Raw genomic sequence first — 20264 nt, 5'->3', positions numbered from 1 at the left:
GCAGCCTCCCTAAACAGCATGGATTTTATTAAGGTCGATTTTTTCTAGTTCGGCACGTTCCTTTTTAATTTTGGCTATTTCATTCGCTGGATTTTCAGCAATACCTAACAAGGAAATTGCTGTCTCCTGACTGATTTTATCACCGACATTAGTAATCACTCTGGACATCATTTCAATGTCTTGAGGAATATTTGGATTGAAATTAATTACAATGTCTCGCCATTCATACACCTTGTTTTTTAGTACCAGATATTCAAACAAGAATTGTAGGCGATCATAAACTGTATCGCATACTGCATCAAAAACAGTTTTGCAACGCTGCTCCAAAAATACCAGTCTTGATCTTAAAGCTGTGCCACTAATATTTGATTGTAATCGCTCTTGGCTGTCCACATGATTGCAAACAGAATACATACTATTCTTAATCTCTTTGAGCATCGAATCTATGTAGGATGAATCAATATTTTTAATTAGCCAACTTACTTTTGCATCTCCACCGGGAATATTGAGGATACCTTTAATTTTGAGCATATCGGCTGTTTCCTCATCTACCGTTGCGCCTGTTACAGTAAGATACGCATTACGGTAGTCAGAAATGATATTGATTTGATCTGAAGCAATCAGGTTATACGCATCATTCAAACCTTTGATCTTATTATAGATAGTCTGTTCCGCTCCAATACTACAAATTGAAACAGGAACCCCGCTAAAGATATGCTTCTTTGTAGATTGCAATGTATTGTCTTTATAAATCTCTATTTTGTCACGATAATAAACATCGTAATATTCAGAATCGTCATACTTTAGTTTGTAAAAATGAATGAATATCTGAGGAATATTATCAGTATCCGTATAGCAAATGCTATTGGTTGGGTTTAGTATCCTGCTACAAAACTCACCGCTATGATTAATATAATACAGCTCATAAGCTATACCAAATATCTCCAGCTGACGGCATAGTTCCTGATTATGAGTGGTCTGCCAATGGTACAAGCTATAATCAATATCATTCACAATATTCTCATTACCAGACTTAGAAATATAAGAAATCGGATTGCCCAAAGTATAAGATAATTCTTCTTCAACAAACTTTTGAATATAGTTGATTACCGTTTTATTGTTCGCTCGATTTTCCTCATAGCGATAGGTATTAAGGATATCGTGCTTTCCATTATAGTAGTCCAGCATTTTCTGATACATATATGCTGTTGCATGATAATCTGCAACTAACCTTTTAATTTTATCTGTCAAATTCTATTTTCACCTTCTTTATAGTCCTAAAAATGAAAAAGGCAGCACAGTTAATTTACTGGCTGTCTCTATTTGCGCTATTTGCTCTATGGCATCGGCTAAACAGTCGGGATAGTCATCATGCAGAGTAAATTTTGTTCCGCAAAAGTCTTGTAACTGCTGAATAGCTTCAGTATCTTCTTCATTAAAGATAACTCTACCCATATTCACATCACCCACAATAGCACTAATGCGATTATCTTTGTTTTTGGTTCTGCTCTTATTAATAATGGTAATCTGTCTATGTTTTAAATCATCATCTTTGTTGATAAGCTCCCTTATTCGGATAGCATCGGCTCCAGAATACACATTCTTTTCAATGCTCAAAGCTGCTATATCAGGATACTCTTTTAAAAGTCGAATGGTCAAATCTATGTAATCATCCATTTCAAAATCATGAATAAGTGATTTTCTTGCATACTTAATTCCGCTATCAACTTCAGATAGAATGCAGAAAGCATAATAATCTCTCTTACTTCCAATTCGAGCTGTTCCTGCTGGGTCAATAGAAAGAATGGTCTTCTTAAAATCTTGAGATTCTATTTCATGCGCTGGTTTCGTGAGAATTGTTTTAAACAACCGTACACCAACATTATCAATATTACCCTGCATCTCCTGTTCAAAGGAAACTGGATTTTCGTAATAAAGAAGTGCCATATCTAAGTATGACCAGTAATCTTGCCATAGTAAAGGAAACTGCATTTCTGATTGATTTTGAAAATAGAATTCCTTTGCATCATCAAGACGGAATTCATTTGACTTATCCAAAAGCAATGATTTGAATTCGCTCCATAATCCAGTACTAAAATACTCTTCCAGATTATCAAGCAACACCGCTTTCGCTTGTCTGGTCTTCCATGTGGGGGAATTACGAAGACGGTCATAGAAATCCCCCTTGCATTGGAGTGTGCCAAGTGCAATGATTGTACTGTTATCTTTTTGCATGGCATAGTTGATATCATCAGAGAAGCGTTTCCATTTGCGTTCACGCTGTTCATCAGATACAATTTCATCCGCTTTTTGATAGTCATCCAGTAAAGCAAGCTCAATTCTCTTATTGTTATATGCTTTACCTCTTAGACTGGAGGAAGCACTTACACTTTGAATCATGGTTTTATTGGTAAGCTCAATTTTCTCAGAGTTACAAACACACTTCCTTGGGTCAAACAGCTTTCCAAATGCAGATTCTATGTAAGCATTACCTTCTATAGCCATACGAATATTGCGAATGAAGGCTTCAGCTGTATCGCCTATAGCACTAGCAATAACGGTAAATGTCTTAAATTTATATACGGCACACCAGATTGCAACAGCCAAGGTAATGACAGTACTTTTGCCTAACCCCCTTGGCAGAATATATGCTTGTTTATCATGGGATTTATTGAGAATCATCTCCTGAACCTCATCCCACATGGTATAGTGGATATCTGCTAATGCTGCTTTATCCTCTCCGGTATAGATATCTTGAAGAAAGTACATGCAAAAGAATTCAAGGCTACGTTTTCCCAGCGCATAAGCCAATCCATGATAGCCAAACAGATTATTTTTGTTTTCAAGTAAAAGCTGCTTTGCTTGATCTTCATCATAATAACAAATGAGATATTTTGAGAGCAATTGAGCATTTTCAATTGTGTTTATAATATTTATATTTTGGTTGGATTTAATTTGTTATCGCCTTCTTTATTCATTAAGCTATAAAAAAACAAAGTACTCGAAAAGCACCTTGTAATTTTACTTGTTATTTACTTTAAAGATATAATTTCTAAAATCTGTTCTTTAGTTAAGTGAGAAGAGTAGCGTTCAAATTGTCTCCACACACCTAACATTTCTCTATACTGGTCAAGTTTATTCGAATGACTATTCATTTCACAATCATTCAGTTCTTCATATCTTTTTTTATCTTTGATAAAAAATTTAGCATACGAATAATGCTTTCCTTCCTCATTCCCATCAAAGCCTTGAAACTTAACGTCATATTCATTTATCCCTGATTTATCTTTAAGATTTTCATAAGAAAAGAATAGACTCCTAAACATTTGAAGAACATCAATAACCTCGTTACATACTTCTTTTGGAACAATACGCATCATTTCAATTAACTCATCGTATTCCAATTCGTATCCATTTAAAAGGACTTCCTGCGCCAGTTGGCATTCTTTTTCTTCATCTGGGTATAGTTTTTCCAAAATACGATACTGATTATAAAGAATTAGTCTATCCTTCTCCGATAAATCCATAATATACCCCTCCCAAATTATTTTAATAATCATAATTATACAATTAATTTCAACAATTCACAACAGATATATATGGGTTTTAATTTTATGAGAAATTTCTGTAGCTTATCAAACCACATATTTTCCCCACACAAAAATAGAATGCCACCCCTAAAATAAGAATAGGAAGTGGCAAATTAATTTTATTATTTATCGTTTGGTTTTTGATTCAAATATATTGATGTATCTATATAATGTTGTTCTGCCAACATCAAGGAGCTTTGCAAACTCTACAGCAGTAATGCCTCCTGCCTTCCACTGGTCATAGTACTTAGTAAAGTTCTTGGGTAATGTTGCTTCAGGTCTACCAATATCTTTACCGCTTTTAGTTCCATACTTCTTAGCCTTTTGCATTCCTTCTCGGATTCTATCATTAATAGTTTCTCGTTCCATCTCTGCGACTGCTCCTAAGATTGTAACAAGGAACTTATAGCCACTACCATCAGTAGAGATACCCTCTTTAACAAAATGGATAGTAGCCCCTTTATCCTTAATAGAATCAGTAAGCTGCCTTAAATCATCCACATTGCGACCAAGGCGGGATATGCTTTCACAGTAAATAATATCCCCATCAACAAGCAGGGAAAGAAGTTCTTTGAGAGCTGGCCTATCTACATCCTTGCCAGATTTTTTATCAATAAATCTCTTATCAATATTGTATTTATCTAAGGCAATTTCTTGCCTTCTTTCATCTTGCTTTTGTGTAGAAACACGCTCATAAGAATATATCATGTGTTCCACTTCCTTTCTACACCTTTATGATATTCTGTTTCAAAAAGGTTGTCAAGCAAGTGGAACACATTTACATTATGCTAACCCGCACAAAATATGACTTTCTACTTCTTACAAATAGAAAATTTTATGTATCGGATAGCTATAGTTTGTTGGAACACTCATTCCTTCTCCCCATCCTCACTATTAGCCACTGCATCGAAAGCAGCTAATACATCAACATCATTGTTATCTTCTCTCTTATCGTCAATATCCAGAATGGCTTTAGGAGTACCCAATACTCTATTGATTAAATAAATACAAGCATCCTTACGTTCTCTCGTACCACCAGTAAGAGCAATCCGATATAACTCTTCAATTACTGGCTCGATTTGAGCAACAATTTTTTGTTCAGACTGGGTTCGGATGTCGTTCAAGCATCTGGCTATCTCTGCCTGTACTTCTTTTTTATCCAAATAATTATAGACCATCGTTCGAGAAACACCCAAAAGCTTTGCAATATCGCTTTTACTTGTCTTTCCCTCTACCATTAATTCAACTACTTTTCGTTCTTTGTCACTTAACAATATCATCACTTCCTTAATTTACAAGTTTACATAACTTTTTGTTATGATGAAAAAAAGACACTCTCATTAAAAGAGTGTCAATAAATAATATTGACCAAAGCACTAAATGTATTAAAATCTAAGCTCTATTAACAACACTTTAATCTGGCCATCTTCATATTTTTAGCAGTAAACCACTCCTCGCTGCCCCAAATGTGGTTCTCAATCCTTAACAGCTAATAAGAAGGGCTTTGGTGTTGGTAAAGCTCTCGCAGGAGCTGTCGTAACAGGTCGGTAGGTCTGTTAGCGGGTTTTATTGGAAGTGGTAATATAGAGGTTTCTTGTATTAATTGTGGGCATACGTGGAAACCGGGGAAGAATTAGATATGTATTGCATCTGGATATTTAGTTAGGTTCAATTTTTTTGCAAGTTTATGGGAAAGAATTTGACAACATATCCTAATACGGTGTAGAATTATATCATAGACTTGGAATCGGGCTTTTTGGCTTAATTATTTCCCAAAATAGATGGCGGTTACTTCCTTTCAATCTAGAAGCAGAAGGGAAGTTAAAATCTTTTTTTATTTCCCTTCGTCGAAGTGTGATTTACACACAGACAGGAGGGGGTGCTATGTACATTACGTTTTCTGACCTATGTCAGTTTATGGGTGTAATTACTGGTGCTATTGTTGCTACAATTGCAGCGACTACACTAATGATAAACATAAACAAAAAGAAATAACCGCCTCCTAATCCCCATTAGTACGGTTATTTCTTTAATAATAATGTGGGAGCAACCGTCTTTCCGATTCCTCGTCTGTACTTATATATTACTACGGTATCGTATTATTGTAAATAGTTTTTTCGAATTATTGGTCATTTGCAATAAATACAAACTAATATCTATGTATTTACATGACACTTTTCCCATGCATCAACCTTGGATTATCCAATAAAATTCTTTGTAACATTAAATATTGGATAATATCCAAAGGACAAAACATATCAGTATGAATCTAACAATATTGTTTCGCCCATAATTTTTCTCATTTATATATTTTAATGGTCTAACTAATACCTTATAAAGAATCTGCCCTGTCACTTCGTGTGGCGAGGCAGACATTTTTTTATGTCCATCTTATCATTTATTCATCCAAGGATAGTTCATTCCGAGAGCAGGATGACTAAGTTTACTCATATTTTCTATTGCGATTCGCTGGGCAACATCGGTCTTGTTAACATAGCCCAATAGCTTTTGGGTATCAATTTTTTTTATCTTTTCTGCCAATTCAGAGGAAATTCGTAGGGCACTATCTGTACTTTTATTCTTTTCATCCTCAGCTTGATTCTTTTTTTTAAGCTTACAAATAATAGTATCAATCGTATCTACATTAACACCCATAGACTGATACTCTTGCTTCCGATTCTGCAAAAACTTAATTAAATATTGTCTTTCAATCCAGGTCAAACTGCAATCCGAATCACTATCGTTTTTCTTGGATTTTTCCACATTTCCTAAAAGCTCATCAAACTTTTTAGCAAACTCTTTTGTATCTTCAAAAATAAAACAAGGCTTTCCATCATCATAACTTTTTGTAATATTGAGCAATTCAAAACCAGCATTCACCAACTTGACAGCCACATTCCTATTTTTAACAGCTCTAGTTTTAACTTTATCCATTTTTAATTTCCTCACATTTTTCTTTATTATCAAAATAAAATCTTAAATTATCGCCATACCAATTAGCATTAATAACACCAGTTTCACCATGCCTATTTTTAGCAATATGTAATTCATCCTTTCTATTTCTGTGAATCAGAATCACAGCGTCAGCAGCTTGTTCTATGGCTCCGCTATCTCTCAAATCAGATAGCGAAGGACATTTGCTATCATCTGATCCAATAGTTCCTCTACGAAGCTGGGATAAGCATACAACCGGAATATTAAAGTATTTTGCAATACTCTTTAAAGCGTAAGAAATCTTATCGACTTCAATTCGCCTATCCTCATTCCTCGCTGGTTGGATCAATCCAAGATAATCTATAAACAAGATATCTGGCTTGTTATATTCAACTGCGATAGTAATATCATTAATTGTTAATGCCGTCTGATCCACTAAATACAATGGTAAATCCTTTAGCTTATCAACTGCTAAATTAATCACTCCCAATTCCATCTCACTAATACTACAATCCCTCAAAGCAGTATGCTTGATACCAGTTTGAGAAGATAGCAGCCTAGTTACAAGTTGCTTATTTGTCATCTCAAGCGATACAAATAAAACTCTATTATCATCTTTAGCGGCATTACAAGCCAACTGCAAAGCCAAACTTGATTTACCCATACCCGGCCGAGCACCAATTATATATAGATTACCGCCTTGCAGCCCACCAAGCATAGTATCAATCTGATGAATACCAGTAGAGATTCCTTTGGGGCTTCCGGTGGATTTATCTTCCATCATACTCTGCACAGTATCTGATAATACATGAGCAATCGGATTTATGTTAACCTCATTTTCCAATAGTACCATTCTCCTGATTCTTCATTTTCCCCTCATAATGAGCTTTGCTTTCTGCATCGCCCTTCGCTTTAATTGCTCGAATCTCGTCATTAGCAATGAATACAAATCCACGCTTTTTATCCTTACCATAAAAACTTCCACATAGATTTCCAGCATATCCAGCTTCAAAAATATCGTTTACAATGCGATAGTTACGAGTGATAACAGTATTTTCCTTCTCTGCACCATAAAAGGAATTCGCATCAAAGTTATCCCATCTATCGCCATCCATACTTCGATCATCAAAGTTAAAACAAGTAGTACTTGAATCAGATACACATCTAACTACCGATGTAGTAAACACCTCATTTTGATTTGTATTAACACCAAATTTTCCAATAACCTCATTCAAATTATTTGCATATTTAAAAACATAAATCGGTCTATGTAGATTGTCAGTCTCATCTTTAATGATCTTGTTAAGCAGTCCCATACACTTGTTCTTACTGATTTCCTCCAACACGGTAAGGCTCTTAACTTCCATTGTTTTACTAGTTTTTTGGTTTGTCATTAATTTATTACTCCTTTTTATTCCTTCTATTTAATTAAAATACATTGTTTTGCCTTCGCCACTTAAATACCAAACTTCTCGCTGCTGCGGTGAAAGATTATCCCATTCGCACATTCCTTTTGCACAATAGACTGCGTTTTTAAAATTAACGGCAAACGGTTTGCCTGAAAACTTTTTGAACTCTTTTAGATACCAAATAAACCACTTTACAAACTTCATTTTTTATTGCTCCATTCCATTTTTAAAAATCTTTATCCTCAATCACAAGAACATTCCCGTGTTGTTTTACAAAAATATATCTATTTGATATTTCTCCTGTTAACACAGATTCACTTATCAAATAGGTTTTGTTCCCATTATAAAAAAAGACTGGGACACACATTGTATCACCAGTTTTTGTATCTTCTAATTCAAACCACCGTTTCTTGTTCCATTGGTGCTTCACATCAGGATATCATTCTAAACATTTTGTTTTGCTGCTGGGTACATATCCATAAATATTCTATTTTTATCTCATTATCACTCCTTGTAAGTATTTAAAAATTGCATAAAAAAGACACACACCAAGGGGATGGCAATATACCGTATCCCCCTACTGTGCATCCTTTTAAAAAGAAAAAAGGAAATCAAATCATGGCGAAACATGATTGATAATAAAGAATATAATTAACAGGCTGGCTAAAACCTGCAATTATCCAACTAAGGGAGCGTTTTTGACTGGAACGCTCATAAACCAGCATGAAAAGTTTTCTTGATCGACAACCAATCATTACAAACAAAAAGGAGAATTTATATATTAACAAGAGCTGCTTAGGACTCTCGGTAATATCAGAATTGGTTTAGTAGTTTTCTTGCTTCAAAAAATCATCAAGTGCTGATAAATGATCTGTGTACAAGTTTTTCTTACCCTTTCGGAACTGTGACATCACACTTGCAGGTAATGCTATTTTTTTACATATAAAAGCTTGTCTTACCCCTTTTTCAAGTAAAAAGCGATCCAGTCTAAGCCTTACATTTTCTTGGGACACTATACATTTTCCTTTCTAAATTGATTTATATTGTAATTTTTATTTGACTTTTACATTTAAATTTGATATAATAATTTATTTAACTATATCCATATAGGGCGTTGAGTGAGTGTTTATCAAGCTTAAAAGATGGCTTTATTAAAGGACTTTTTAGCTTTAAAGTTATTAAATTTGGAAAACAGCGTGGAAAAAGGCAACATCTAATGAAAGATATTGCCTTGATAAAATATATTAACTTGCTTGATCTTTCGCTTGATAATTACAGTTTGGAAGTTTGAAAACCATTATTTCTTCATATCGTTTTCCAAAAAACTCAATATCTCCATCAGTACTTTTAATCAAATAATACTGGTTTTCATCTCGATTGTATTCAAAGCATTCTTTAATTAAAGCAGGTTTTGCTTTATACAACAAAGACAAAAGCGTCATTCTATTTGTTATAGACTTTCTTTTACTTGAAGTTGGAAGGTAGCAGCGATTAAAAATATTGATAATTGTATCTTGGTTAATTCTAAGTTTTCTTATTTCAGTAACAGATTTCTCAAATTCATCTTGATAATCCTTCTCTTTATCTTTCCGCTGCTTTTTACTCAAACCTTTTGCATAGATGGATTTTTTTAAAATATTTACTTCCTCACACAATAATAAAAGTTTATCTATTTGTTTACGATCCACTTTTTTGTGATCTTCCTGACGTAGTAAACTAGAAAGAGGAATTGATTTTTGTTGTGGTTTTGCTTTGGGTATTTCATCTACAATCTGACAAACAAAATCCATTGGAGTATTAAAAGGTCTGAACTGACATTTTCCATCTTGAGAATTGTATTTGAAGAAAACTGGCTTGACAAGTTTTTCAATTTCCGTTGTTACAATCTTTTGGATTTCATCAGCAATTACTTTTTTCTTCTCGTTATCCTTGCATTCTTTTTTTTCGGAAATCAATTTTTCAAGCTTAGTAATTCCTACTTGCGGAGTATGTGTTATACTCACTTTTTCTACGTTTAAAATATCTGCACCGTAATCAAAGCTAACAATTTCTCTAATTTTATCCCCCATAGTGCTATCCCCAAATTCAAAAAACTTCTTGGCCTTATCAAGTTCCAACTGGCTTAAGCTGGAGAGCAAGCTAATCTTGTTATAAATGTTTTGAAGCAGTTTAGCTTTACTTTCGAAATCATACCATTCTTGTTCTGCATCATTACAATAAGCTATATTCCAATAGCAACTATTTAGTAATTGACTTAGATTAATAATTCTTCCAATGAAATTATCAGCTATAGCATTATCAATATCAGCGTGACTTTGTGGGCAATTTGTGTAATGTACCTTAGATGTTTTGATTTTATTGATAGGGGTCTTGAATCGCTGGCATTGTTCTCCTGCTTTTAGAAGAGTAGAATTATTCGTTAAAAGAATTGTGTCACTATCCAAATCTGCGCCCTGAAGCCTATCAAAAATATCATTATCATAGCTATTGATCACAACAATATTATTTGTAAGATTAAACCACTTCAAATTATTGTGGAATTTATTCTGTGCAACCAGCACATTTCCGCTACATAGATGGGGATTCCGAAAGCCGACTAATTTTTCACCATCTGCATACCCACTGCAATAAATTTCTTTATCATGATGAACTGTATCTGCTATAAGCTCCCCCACCGCAGATAAAAGCATCTCATACGGATTCCCAAATAAAACACAATAATCAGCATTTGGAATTAATATCTTGCCTGTTTTCAACTGCTCTTTATAGTGATCAACCGTATGTCTGCGAAAATCACGATACAATGAAGTGTCTTTTGTATCAGAGCAGACACACATTAAATTATATACAAATTCTCTTGATGCTGAAGGATCGCCCAACTGTATATGATGCTTAAATACTCTATAATCGTTATTGAGCTTGTCTATGTAATCAATTTCCCATTGCAAAAGCTCTCTGACATCAGATCTTGTGAGAGGCATGGAGTTTATCATTTGGTAACTTAATTGACAAGCTCCATCATAAAAACTTGCCTTTTCACTCTTACAAACACCGAATGTAGAGCCAGCATTTAACACCCAAAAATCTAAGCATTCCTTTTTATCCTTGAATAACGCAGAAACAAACTTAAATAATTTTAAGCTGCTTGGAGTAGCAACCATTTTAATATCAGATAATTTTCTAATCTCACCAGACAAATCAATGGTATCTGTTTTCCCTGTTCGTCTTGTATAGTCCTTAAAATAGTCTTGCAGCCTTGTATTAAAAGCACAAGACTTAAAATAACGATTTCTTAAAAGCATCATGCCTTTTCCTTTGGTGGATTTATAAGCATTAAAGATGCTCTCATCAAGTAAAGCCTGTCCATCAAAAATACTATTAGCACGTTCAAAATTCTCAATCTCGTCTACGACCAGTTCTCCATCTTTTAGGCTCGCTATACTAGCAGAAGTCAAAAATGAATGTTCAATATCATCTATAAATAATATCTCTTTGGGGCTAATAGTGATGGTATCTTCTAGTCCACTTAATGTAAGTGATTCATATGCTTTAAGACTTGGCAAGTCATCAAGCTGTTGCCCCTGCTCTATTTTTAAGCCCATTCTGCTCCAACTCAACATATGCTCCAGCATAGTAACATCAATGAATAACATTTGCCCATTCCGACTTTTGCTGCTTGAACGCTTATAGAAGACATATTTTGTATCCCCTATGGAAAATCCTGAATGATATAGGATTTCTCTCAATTGCTTTTCATTGAAAATCGTTTTGCCAAAAGAAATCTTATATGTAATTAGCTTTTCAGATTTTCTGCCTTGTTTTGGCTGATATTTATAATTAGGCTTTTTAATCACTGCTTTTAGTGGGAAATCAAATTTAACATCAATAATAGCATCGGTAAATTGAATTTCCTTAGTTTTATCTTTATTTTTGAAGCATTGAATAGCCTTAGGATACTTACTATCAAGTTCCATCATATCTAAACTAAATGGTAAGCTACCACGATATTTTTTAGTATTAGAGATATCTTTATCAAACTCAAAAGTGAATCTGTAATCGTATGGTTTTTTGATTTTATCTGCATCATTAAGAATGCATTTTGCGATATTCGAAGCCTGTAAACTCATAATATGTACGTTATTTTTTGTTAATGCCAATATATAATTCCTCCATTTTATTATTCATTTTTTTGCTTTTGAAAAATATTACTTATATAACCCCTTATCTATAAGGGAATCCCCCATAAACCCAGTAATAGAGCCCTTTGTTTTGAAAAATATTACTTTTGTATTCAAATGATCATTCTTCACTGCGGCTGCAAGCCGTAGGGAAAAGCGCCCTCCTCAGAGGGTGCAACCCCTTCACACTGTGCTAACTTATATGCTCAAGGTCAAGGACACAGAGTAGGCTTGCCAGCCCGCTGCTGCGGCAGCTCCTTGTCTCGAATCCCCGCAAGGACAGCGGGTATCCGACAATGAAATTTTAACTCTCCTGCCATTTTTACGGATATTCTCCTATATTAGAGAAACTCCATGTTTATGGCAGGTGTTTAACAACATAATTAGTTTTTAACCCCAATTCTCTTATAAGATACTTATTAAGGAATAGGGAACAAAATCATATTTGGAATCTGATAAAATCCTTATCTAGTGATTTGGTTTTACTGAATACAGATTTTAGGTACAATTCTCTTATAAGCTTTCTATAAGACATTTGTACCCAAACTTATGAAATTTTGTAATAGCCTTGTTTTTCTGTGCTACTTTGTTGGAACAGATTGCGTACAGTTGAATTAGTTTTTCGAATCCTCTTTAAAATATTGTTATCTATCCCAATTTCTCTTAGCATCTCGGCAACTTTAAATTCTCTGCCTTGTGACTGCTTCCCAAACCATTCAATAATTTTTTGTGGATTCGTTTTCTTATTTCCTTTGGCTGGCTTTCGATGAACAGTTTTCATTTTCTGCACAGCCAGTGGAACACCTAAAAACTCAATTTCAACTCCATGTTTTGAATACCGTTCTGCAATCAATTCATTTAGCCCAGCATATGTATTGCAATTCCAATAAGCCCAAATTTTAACGGGTTTGTCATTATTGTATTGCCGAATTGCTGTTCGGAATATGTTTTGTTCAAAGTCGGCAAGAATTGAATTTATCATAATTTGGTTCATATCAGGATTTTCAAAAATTCCGCTTTCTATTTTTGTAATGTCCCTTATATATGCTCTTGACTGGTATTCATCCATAGATTTTAGATTCTCTAAAATATCGGGATTAAGATACATATATGTTGTAAAATAAGCAAAATCAGAATAGCGATTCAACCCAACTTGAGCCATCTTAGGAATCTCCATATATGTATTGCTCCCTTTTAAACCCCCGAAATGACCGACCTGAACACCGTTGCTTTTAAAACTATCCTCAATATTCTGGTATGTGGCTACAAGTAGTCCACCTAGTCCATCTCTATTTTGTTGTTTTAGTGTTTCACATATAGCAGAAATCAAGGGACTAGAATTATTATTGTAGACCAGGCTGGAACGTGAGGTATTGACATTAACATGATAGATACTCATATCTAATGGAATGTTATAACTGGTGCAATCGACCATATTTACATAGTCACATTGATAGTCTAAATCTATGTCGGAGGTTGCATCAAGCACAAATAATTTAGCTTTGTCCTGACCAAGATAAAAATACCCTCTATTCTCTTGGTACAACTGGAAATAGGTTTCATACTCTTCACAGCTTGGCAGCTTCCGGGTGATAAAAAATCCACCATCAACCATTAACTTTTTAAAATCCTTTAAATCCGTGAGTGCGTTGGGATAATCCTTGGATGCGATATAGTTTTTATTTTGCTCGATTAACTCAAAAAATCTATCATCATTTGATGTTAAATTATCTGTATTATGGTCTTGCCAATAAAATTTATCGTCATTGTCTTGTATCTTCTCTTTTTGCCGAAGTATATTAACTGTCTTATCTCGAAATTTTCCGTATTCTTCAAGAATCCAATCCTTTTCCGCTAGTTCTCGGGGAATACCTTGGCGCAATGCAGTATCAACATCATTTAGCTTTTTAATTGTAATTTTTTGCAAGCTATAAAAATATGGTTTTTCGTCAAATATAACGATTTCCCTTTTTAGTTCCTTCTTGTTGCTTTCTCTTCCAACTTCAAAGGTAAATAAAAGTTCACGCTGCTCGTCACTCATTGAAAAATATCTCTGTGTACTCAATAAAACGATTGGCTTATATCGAGATGCTATGAGTTGTTTCATTACCGGTGTTTCAGTTTCTGCGCTAGAAATATAACTACAATACTTTTCATGTTTTTCGTTATTGGCTGCACTACCCCATAAAGAATTAAGATGTTTAGGTGAATCTTGAAACCCCTTGAGCCTTTCCAGCTGGTCAGTGATAACGACGGCTCCAACACTGTCTTGGCAACGGTAATCATATGTATCAAACGATACAAAATAACTGATCAAGGCTTGCACCACAGTACTTTTGCCTAGTCCACATCTGGCAGGAATTACTGTTATTTTGGATGTATCTACATCATTAACCACAAGGTTGAACATATCTTTTGCAAAGTCAAGCTGCTGTTCGCTGGGATTTTCAATAAAGTCTTGGTAGCGTTCTAAAAAACCTTCTTCTGGTGTCGTATAAAAGCTGTGCAGTTGTTCTAGTTTTGGTTCTATAATTTTTCAAATCCTTTCTTTCGTTCATTCTGTGAACATTAGAGCTTTGTTTTAACTTTTTGCTGCCAATCAGAGTGTCAGCTCTGTCAAAATTCCAATCATTACGATTTTTGTATGCGTTTTCAATTGCAATGAAGTATTTACGAGCGATACGACCCATAGCATTATTCTGAACCATAGCTAATTCTTTCGCTGTGGAGAGGGTGAGCAGATAGTCTTTTGAACGCTTATCCCCACCACATTTACTTTAATTACCCGATTATGGGTAATCAAACTTATAGTCAATATTTTCTTCAAAACTGGAGCTATCAATTTTTTCTCTAATCCATGTAGCAAAATGTTTTCTTACACCCAACTGCCTATGCAAATCTCTGGCATTAACAGAATTATTACCGTTATCTTCTAAAATAGGAAGTAACTCTTGATACTTCAAAATAATTTCTGCATTGGTCATGTGGGTTTCGTAAATGTTTAGCTCGTCTGAATTGAAAAGGGGACAAACATTCTTTGTTACCTTGTTAAGGGGTAACTGAAACAGATACCCCTTATATGTATAATCAGGAAATTACTTATTCGACATCATGTCGAACGGTTTCGGTTCGGTGCTGAAAATTCAGCGCATGAGTGAGAATGTAGTAGTATGTATCTCAACAGCGGATTTTCGCTTGTGAGATTATGTAAGTATAGAGATGGTGGGTAGTGAAACATGACCTACCACTTAACTGACTACTTGATATACAGCTTCCTTATAGGTTGCATCAACCGATATTTCAGCACCCATAAGCTTTTTCTTTACTTTTTCGTTGTCACTCTCCATAACATCTACTATTTTGGAATATGTACGCTCTCCTACTTTAGCTAGAGTAGAGAGTTCTTTACGGGTGTCGATTTTATCCAAACGAGATTTCTTGACAGATAGTCCTTGTTTTGCTGCTTGATTTCTTAGTTTAGATTCTAAAGATTTAGTTTGCATGATTGCTTTTCCTCTTTCCTTTTGAGATTTTTCGATGTTTTTGTTGGTAAGAGCAAGCAGGGGCTTACCCTGCTGCCCTTCATCATTTTACTTCTGAATGTTACCAAGTTATACCCAACTTCTTAAGCTGTCTCTCAAAGCCTTTAGCAAATTCTGTAGTATCATAAGTAATCAATTTACCACAATCTGGGCAAACCGCTTCATGTGTATTCTTGTCAAAAAACTTTACGCTTTTAAATGTATGGGACTTCTTGCAATTCGGACATGGGATTTCTACAGTTGGATTTTGCTTACATAATATTTGAATGGATTTTCTCATATCTTTCTTTTCCTCATTTCATTAACAGGGAATTGGAGACGGTAGTTTGCCGGGCTACCGTCCTAACCCAATTTGCAAACTTACTCTTGCTTTTCCTTATAATAGGAAGGATGGACTTTGGTAATCAGTCCGCACTCACGACAACAATACTCTATACCTCTATACCCTCACTGGGGAATTGTGGGTAAGACAAGGATTGGTAGGAGCCTGTATTCATTGTTTCCATGAAACCTTTGATTTCAACATGTTCTTGTGTAATTCACTTTTACAAAATGGGCATATATTTCATGTGTTAGTTTAATCCTTTCGACATATCTTCAAGATTATTAATTGTATTTTTAAGCGAAGTAATCTCTTTGTTAATGGCATCCAAATCTTCAAACCGCATTACTACATGCAAAGTTTCATCTGGAATAGAAAACCCTTTGCCTTGCAGTTCAATTAGAACGCTGTGGAATCGCCCGCCGCTACCACTGTCCGAATAAAATTCGTCCCGCACTTTTTCTAAACTTTGCATTCTAGATATGATTTGCTGTTGCAATTTACCAAGCCCATATTTAGAAGTTACCATTATAAATTTCCTCTTTCTTATTACATCACAGCCATAACCATTGACATGAGCAATAAGTCATGTTAAAATAATAATATCTTGTCACTATCATGGGTAATAGTTACAACTATTTAGTTATGGCTTGGGTTTATATTCGTCCAAGTTTTGAATTTTCAAGGTGCTTTTTTCATAAATTGAATAGCAATGCTGAACTGTCTGAATCTGTACATTCAGGCGGTCTTTTTGCGTTTAGGTGCATTTTATTAAAGGGTACCAAGGTGCTTACCCGATATTATGTAACCATATTCAATTTGTGGGGTAATTGGGCAATATGCACTTCTCTTTTCAGTGGTACGATATTGGATTGCTTGTGTGGATTTTCTGATCGCACTCCAATTATAACCTGTTTTCTAGAAAAGTCAAGAGAAATTCAATAAATTGATATTTTTTTCTTTTAAAATTGAATTTATTTAGTCCGTTTTCTTTTTTTCTTTATTATTGACTTTTGTCTGTGCTTGATATATTGTATTCAATAAGGATGTGATTTTTTTGCCAAATGTTTCAATTACTCAAGAGTTGGGGTTAGCTTTAAAAGAATTAAGAAAAAACAATAATATAAAATCGAAAGATATTGCTCAATATATAGGTAAAAGCAGTACTTATATATCCAAATTAGAAAGTGGTAATATTAAAACTGTCAATTTAGATACGATAAAGAAAATTTTTCAGGCTATTTTTAAAAATGAAATAGACTTTTCAAGTGGCTTTGAAGAGTTTATTGGGAAATGTACAATTGAGCTTACACCGGAAGAACTTCAGCGACAAGAATGGTTAACTAATTTTGATACTGTAATCCGAGAAATTCCGATTCCAGATGATTTAGTGGATTTATGCAACAAATATCTAACAGAGAGCAATGTCTCTATTACAGAAGTAGTTGCTCGAATTAACTTAAATGAAGATTTGTCAAATTATGATTTTGATGTATCTCTATATGAAAAGAATGTTTGGCATTTTGATCATGGGGAAGAATTTATTGTGCTAGAACTTGCAATAGATACTATTGAGCACATTTTAAATAAGTCTAAAGAAACTTGTAATTATGTAACTTTAGAATCATTTCTATATAACCTTTTAAAATACCAATATGATGACACAATTACAGCACGAGAAGCTACACGTGCGATTCTGTATAAAAATCAGTTTTTAACGATAAGGGAAAAAAATAGATTACTAGCCAATAACGATGTTTCTAGAGAAGAGATTGAAGAACACTTATCTGATTTTGATAAAGCCAATCAAAAATACGTTAAGCAGCTTGAATACTACATTAGACGATTTTCTGATTTTAATATCAAATATGCTAATGAAATTTTGAGGGCATTAATAAAAAATTTCGACTCTGATCCGTCATTTGCTTTTGGCTATTTAGGGATTAATCTATCAGAATTAAAGGATTTAAAAATTGAAAACAAGCGAGAGCTGCTAAAGGAAATTAAGAGCACTATAGAAAAATATAAAGACAAGACCCCTAACCAAGATACTTTGACTTTATTTTAAACTATTACTAAAGGCTGACGAGCAATAGGCTTGCCAGCCTTTTTGATTTCTTTCTTATCTTACCATTCCAATTACTCGACCTCTGCTATGCCTTACACAATTGGAAATTTCATCAACATACCGATTAATAAGCCTCTGTTCCCCAGGTGTAAAGCTAAGAATTTCAAAGCTGGCTGATTCTGTTTTCCCGTCAACGACTCCAATAATTGTCAAGCTATAGCACCATTTGTTATTCGTGCAGTTAGCTTGAATGCTCATTCCAAAAATTGCATCACTGTCAATAAGGATAGCCTTACCTGTTGTAGTAAATGGGATTTTAAAGATATCGCTTGTCCACCACCGCAACATCTTAAACAAGCTAGAGCCAGTTTTAAACAGTTGGAGAACATCTAACCCGATTACATAAGTTTCACTATCATCAGTTGGACGCAAGTAATAGCAGCCATTTTGCATGATAGCAGATTCAGATATTCGAATGCTGATTACCACGTTTTTAAAGTTAATTTGCATTGGCTAAAGCTCCTTATAATTTATTTTATCTTTTACGCCCCTACATACATAGAGCACAACACTTTTTTACTTTCCAAACCAAATAAACCAATTGATTGAATGCCCTCTAAACTTTCATCATCTGTAAGGTAGCACAAGGTTCTGGCTTCTTGTTTGAACATGTCCTGTCCATTTAGGTACTTGTTCATATATTCATAGATAAGAGTCTTGTCCGACTCGTCACTGAGCTTATGTACGTTCAATACACAGACATAACCTATCGTTTCCTTATGGCTTAAACTCCGGTCAACATAATACTCATCTGTAAATGTCGTATGAGTCATTTTCCTAATCTTGTGCTTTAAATGAAAAGGAACTCGTTCTTCTTGACATCTAATTTCCAAACGAAAACTTTTCACCAGTTCAGCATCTAAGCACTCCACAATAAACGATGCTGATTGCGAATCAGACTCAATCAATTTGAAGCTTGTCTGGTTCACAGGGATACCCAAGCTCCTGTCGCTCATCGTAACATTGAAATAAAGGTAGCCATTAGTATAGTAACCGTAATCTACATTCTCACAAATCAGACCATCCTTGATGTCTGCCCAGTTTTGAGGGGTGTCTGTGTCACCGAAGAATGACGCTTTTTTGATGATATGTACGTTGATGTAAGTGTACTTATTTGCCAGAGATGCGAATTGTTCTGCGTTTATAATACCTGTTGTCATTTTATAACACTTCCTTAAAGTTTAAGTTATAATAGTTATATTTGGCTTAGTTTTCCATGTGAAAATTGTATATCACAATATACATAAAGTCAATTGTATGTATACACCAATATACATTGTATTCTTTATCAGTTTTGTATATTGTAATATACAAAATAATTTGATATAATAATTATATTAAATTAAAGAAAAGAGGGTTTTAATGCCTATAACTTTTAATAAACTGTTTGAATTTCTTGATCTTAAAGGAAAAAATAAAAACTGGTTACGACAAAATGGTATTTTACCGAATACTGTCGATAGATTGATAAAAAACAAACCTGTTTCTACCGAAATAATCGAACGAGTTTGTAAATTATTGGATTGTCAACCGGGTGACTTAATGGAATTTATAGATGATGAAGACCACACAAAAAATTAAATACTAGAAAAAACAACTTCCAAGTATAGCTTTCAGGAGTTCTTTATGAACTTTTTGATATTCTAACGGAACAAAACGTTCCTTTAGAAACATAAAGATTTTTCAAAGGTTGAATTTCAACTTTTAGAAATTACTACTTCGTATTATTTTACGCATACAAATATCTACTGGATAATTCTATTGAAGTGTTGTATATTATAGACATAGGCAGTAGAGGTGATATTTACAAATGAGGGAGGTTTTATATATGTCGGAAATTTCCCAGAGAGTGGCAGAAATGCTTGATATGTTACCAGAACAAGACCAAAACTTGGCTTTTCAATTAGTCCGTAGAATGGTTCTCGCATGGGATAATGATTTTACGAAACTTACGCCAGCAGAACGGCAGCGCTTAGAAATTGCTGAACAAGATAATGCGAATCAAGATACCGTCAAGCATAGCAATATTGACTGGGATAATGACAGTGATATTTAACTGAATTCAAAACCAGAACCTTTTCTGATACTTTTAGAGAAAACATACAATTGGACAGAGTCTTCAAATAAAATAAGCGAAGAAGCAATTAGTTAACTTTGCAAG

20 protein-coding genes and 1 pseudogene are annotated in these 20264 nt (G+C 34.2%); 3 read left to right on the top strand and 18 right to left on the bottom strand.

Going from position 1 to position 20264, the window contains the following annotated elements; all coding sequences use genetic code 11:
- Window positions 1–9: 9 nt before the first annotated feature.
- The 16 genes and pseudogenes from E7L17_RS07485 to E7L17_RS07410 form a co-directional block, all read right to left on the bottom strand.
- Complete coding sequence (locus E7L17_RS07485; RefSeq protein WP_316322636.1) at window positions 10–1251, bottom strand: phage portal protein; 1242 nt, start codon at window positions 1249–1251, stop codon at window positions 10–12.
- An 18-nt stretch (window positions 1252–1269) separates the two neighbouring features.
- Window positions 1270–2904, bottom strand: coding sequence for a hypothetical protein (locus E7L17_RS07480; protein ID WP_316322635.1), 1635 nt, complete (start codon window positions 2902–2904; stop codon window positions 1270–1272).
- A 128-nt stretch (window positions 2905–3032) separates the two neighbouring features.
- Window positions 3033–3527, bottom strand: a complete 495-nt coding sequence (locus E7L17_RS07475) for a YfbU family protein (RefSeq protein WP_316322634.1) — start codon at window positions 3525–3527, stop codon at window positions 3033–3035.
- 189 nt (window positions 3528–3716) lie between these two features.
- The gene (locus E7L17_RS07470) at window positions 3717–4298 is read right to left on the bottom strand and encodes a recombinase family protein (RefSeq protein ID WP_316322633.1); all 582 of its coding nucleotides are present in this window, start codon (window positions 4296–4298) and stop codon (window positions 3717–3719) included.
- 161 nt (window positions 4299–4459) lie between these two features.
- A complete protein-coding gene (locus E7L17_RS07465) occupies window positions 4460–4864 on the bottom strand; it encodes a helix-turn-helix domain-containing protein (protein WP_316322632.1) in 405 nt (134 codons plus the stop codon).
- A 1120-nt stretch (window positions 4865–5984) separates the two neighbouring features.
- A complete protein-coding gene (locus E7L17_RS07460) occupies window positions 5985–6524 on the bottom strand; it encodes a DUF5659 domain-containing protein (protein WP_316322631.1) in 540 nt (179 codons plus the stop codon).
- Window positions 6517–7368, bottom strand: coding sequence for a DnaB-like helicase C-terminal domain-containing protein (locus E7L17_RS07455; RefSeq protein WP_316322630.1), 852 nt, complete (start codon window positions 7366–7368; stop codon window positions 6517–6519). Before E7L17_RS07455 ends, E7L17_RS07460 begins: the two co-directional genes overlap by 8 nt.
- Complete coding sequence (locus E7L17_RS07450) at window positions 7358–7918, bottom strand: hypothetical protein (protein WP_316322629.1); 561 nt, start codon at window positions 7916–7918, stop codon at window positions 7358–7360. Before E7L17_RS07450 ends, E7L17_RS07455 begins: the two co-directional genes overlap by 11 nt.
- Before the next feature lie 30 nt (window positions 7919–7948).
- Complete coding sequence (locus E7L17_RS07445) at window positions 7949–8137, bottom strand: hypothetical protein (protein ID WP_316322628.1); 189 nt, start codon at window positions 8135–8137, stop codon at window positions 7949–7951.
- A 620-nt stretch (window positions 8138–8757) separates the two neighbouring features.
- Complete coding sequence (locus E7L17_RS07440; protein WP_316322627.1) at window positions 8758–8946, bottom strand: hypothetical protein; 189 nt, start codon at window positions 8944–8946, stop codon at window positions 8758–8760.
- Between the two features lie 231 nt (window positions 8947–9177).
- Window positions 9178–12090: a hypothetical protein gene (locus E7L17_RS07435; protein WP_316322626.1), complete on the bottom strand. Its 2913-nt coding sequence runs from the start codon at window positions 12088–12090 to the stop codon at window positions 9178–9180.
- 568 nt (window positions 12091–12658) lie between these two features.
- A complete protein-coding gene (locus tag E7L17_RS07430) occupies window positions 12659–14509 on the bottom strand; it encodes a hypothetical protein (protein ID WP_316322625.1) in 1851 nt (616 codons plus the stop codon).
- A gap of 49 nt (window positions 14510–14558) precedes the next feature.
- Window positions 14559–15095, bottom strand: a pseudogene (locus E7L17_RS07425) (antA/AntB antirepressor family protein).
- A gap of 264 nt (window positions 15096–15359) precedes the next feature.
- On the bottom strand, window positions 15360–15614 hold the full coding sequence (locus E7L17_RS07420) for a hypothetical protein (RefSeq protein ID WP_316322624.1): 255 nt from the start codon (window positions 15612–15614) through the stop codon (window positions 15360–15362).
- A 100-nt stretch (window positions 15615–15714) separates the two neighbouring features.
- On the bottom strand, window positions 15715–15933 hold the full coding sequence (locus tag E7L17_RS07415; RefSeq protein ID WP_316322623.1) for a hypothetical protein: 219 nt from the start codon (window positions 15931–15933) through the stop codon (window positions 15715–15717).
- Between the two features lie 292 nt (window positions 15934–16225).
- Window positions 16226–16504: a hypothetical protein gene (locus tag E7L17_RS07410; protein WP_316322622.1), complete on the bottom strand. Its 279-nt coding sequence runs from the start codon at window positions 16502–16504 to the stop codon at window positions 16226–16228.
- Window positions 16505–17032: 528 nt separating this feature from the next.
- Here E7L17_RS07410 and E7L17_RS07405 point away from each other — a divergent pair.
- Entirely contained in the window at window positions 17033–18043 is a 1011-nt protein-coding gene (locus tag E7L17_RS07405) for a helix-turn-helix domain-containing protein (protein ID WP_316322621.1), read from the top strand.
- A gap of 54 nt (window positions 18044–18097) precedes the next feature.
- Here the strand turns inward: E7L17_RS07405 and E7L17_RS07400 are convergent, their stop codons facing one another.
- Together E7L17_RS07400 and E7L17_RS07395 are read right to left on the bottom strand one after the other, a co-directional pair.
- On the bottom strand, window positions 18098–18553 hold the full coding sequence (locus E7L17_RS07400; protein WP_316322620.1) for a hypothetical protein: 456 nt from the start codon (window positions 18551–18553) through the stop codon (window positions 18098–18100).
- A 32-nt stretch (window positions 18554–18585) separates the two neighbouring features.
- Window positions 18586–19263, bottom strand: coding sequence for a hypothetical protein (locus tag E7L17_RS07395; protein ID WP_316322619.1), 678 nt, complete (start codon window positions 19261–19263; stop codon window positions 18586–18588).
- A gap of 202 nt (window positions 19264–19465) precedes the next feature.
- Here E7L17_RS07395 and E7L17_RS07390 point away from each other — a divergent pair, with 202 nt between their 5' ends.
- Together E7L17_RS07390 and E7L17_RS07385 are read left to right on the top strand one after the other, a co-directional pair.
- Window positions 19466–19684, top strand: coding sequence for a helix-turn-helix transcriptional regulator (locus E7L17_RS07390; RefSeq protein ID WP_316322618.1), 219 nt, complete (start codon window positions 19466–19468; stop codon window positions 19682–19684).
- Between the two features lie 247 nt (window positions 19685–19931).
- Window positions 19932–20159: a hypothetical protein gene (locus tag E7L17_RS07385; RefSeq protein WP_316322617.1), complete on the top strand. Its 228-nt coding sequence runs from the start codon at window positions 19932–19934 to the stop codon at window positions 20157–20159.
- Window positions 20160–20264: the final 105 nt, after the last annotated feature.

The organism is Clostridium sp. (assembly GCF_032576335.1).
Classification (GTDB): Bacteria; Bacillota; Clostridia; order Oscillospirales; family Acutalibacteraceae; genus Faecalispora.
The sequence above is the reverse complement of the archived record's forward strand: the minus strand, read 5'-3'. Positions and strand labels throughout refer to the sequence as shown.

Coding starts and splice junctions, on each gene's coding strand:
- E7L17_RS07475 (WP_316322634.1), bottom strand. CDS start 3,527: ATGGATTTATCGGAGAAGGATAGACTAATTCTTTATAATCAGTATCGT.
- E7L17_RS07470 (WP_316322633.1), bottom strand. CDS start 4,298: ATGATATATTCTTATGAGCGTGTTTCTACACAAAAGCAAGATGAAAGA.
- E7L17_RS07395 (WP_316322619.1), bottom strand. CDS start 19,263: ATGACAACAGGTATTATAAACGCAGAACAATTCGCATCTCTGGCAAAT.
- E7L17_RS07410 (WP_316322622.1), bottom strand. CDS start 16,504: ATGGTAACTTCTAAATATGGGCTTGGTAAATTGCAACAGCAAATCATA.
- E7L17_RS07445 (WP_316322628.1), bottom strand. CDS start 8,137: ATGAAGTTTGTAAAGTGGTTTATTTGGTATCTAAAAGAGTTCAAAAAG.
- E7L17_RS07390 (WP_316322618.1), top strand. CDS start 19,466: ATGCCTATAACTTTTAATAAACTGTTTGAATTTCTTGATCTTAAAGGA.
- E7L17_RS07460 (WP_316322631.1), bottom strand. CDS start 6,524: ATGGATAAAGTTAAAACTAGAGCTGTTAAAAATAGGAATGTGGCTGTC.
- E7L17_RS07400 (WP_316322620.1), bottom strand. CDS start 18,553: ATGCAAATTAACTTTAAAAACGTGGTAATCAGCATTCGAATATCTGAA.
- E7L17_RS07415 (WP_316322623.1), bottom strand. CDS start 15,933: ATGAGAAAATCCATTCAAATATTATGTAAGCAAAATCCAACTGTAGAA.
- E7L17_RS07450 (WP_316322629.1), bottom strand. CDS start 7,918: ATGACAAACCAAAAAACTAGTAAAACAATGGAAGTTAAGAGCCTTACC.
- E7L17_RS07385 (WP_316322617.1), top strand. CDS start 19,932: ATGTCGGAAATTTCCCAGAGAGTGGCAGAAATGCTTGATATGTTACCA.
- E7L17_RS07420 (WP_316322624.1), bottom strand. CDS start 15,614: ATGCAAACTAAATCTTTAGAATCTAAACTAAGAAATCAAGCAGCAAAA.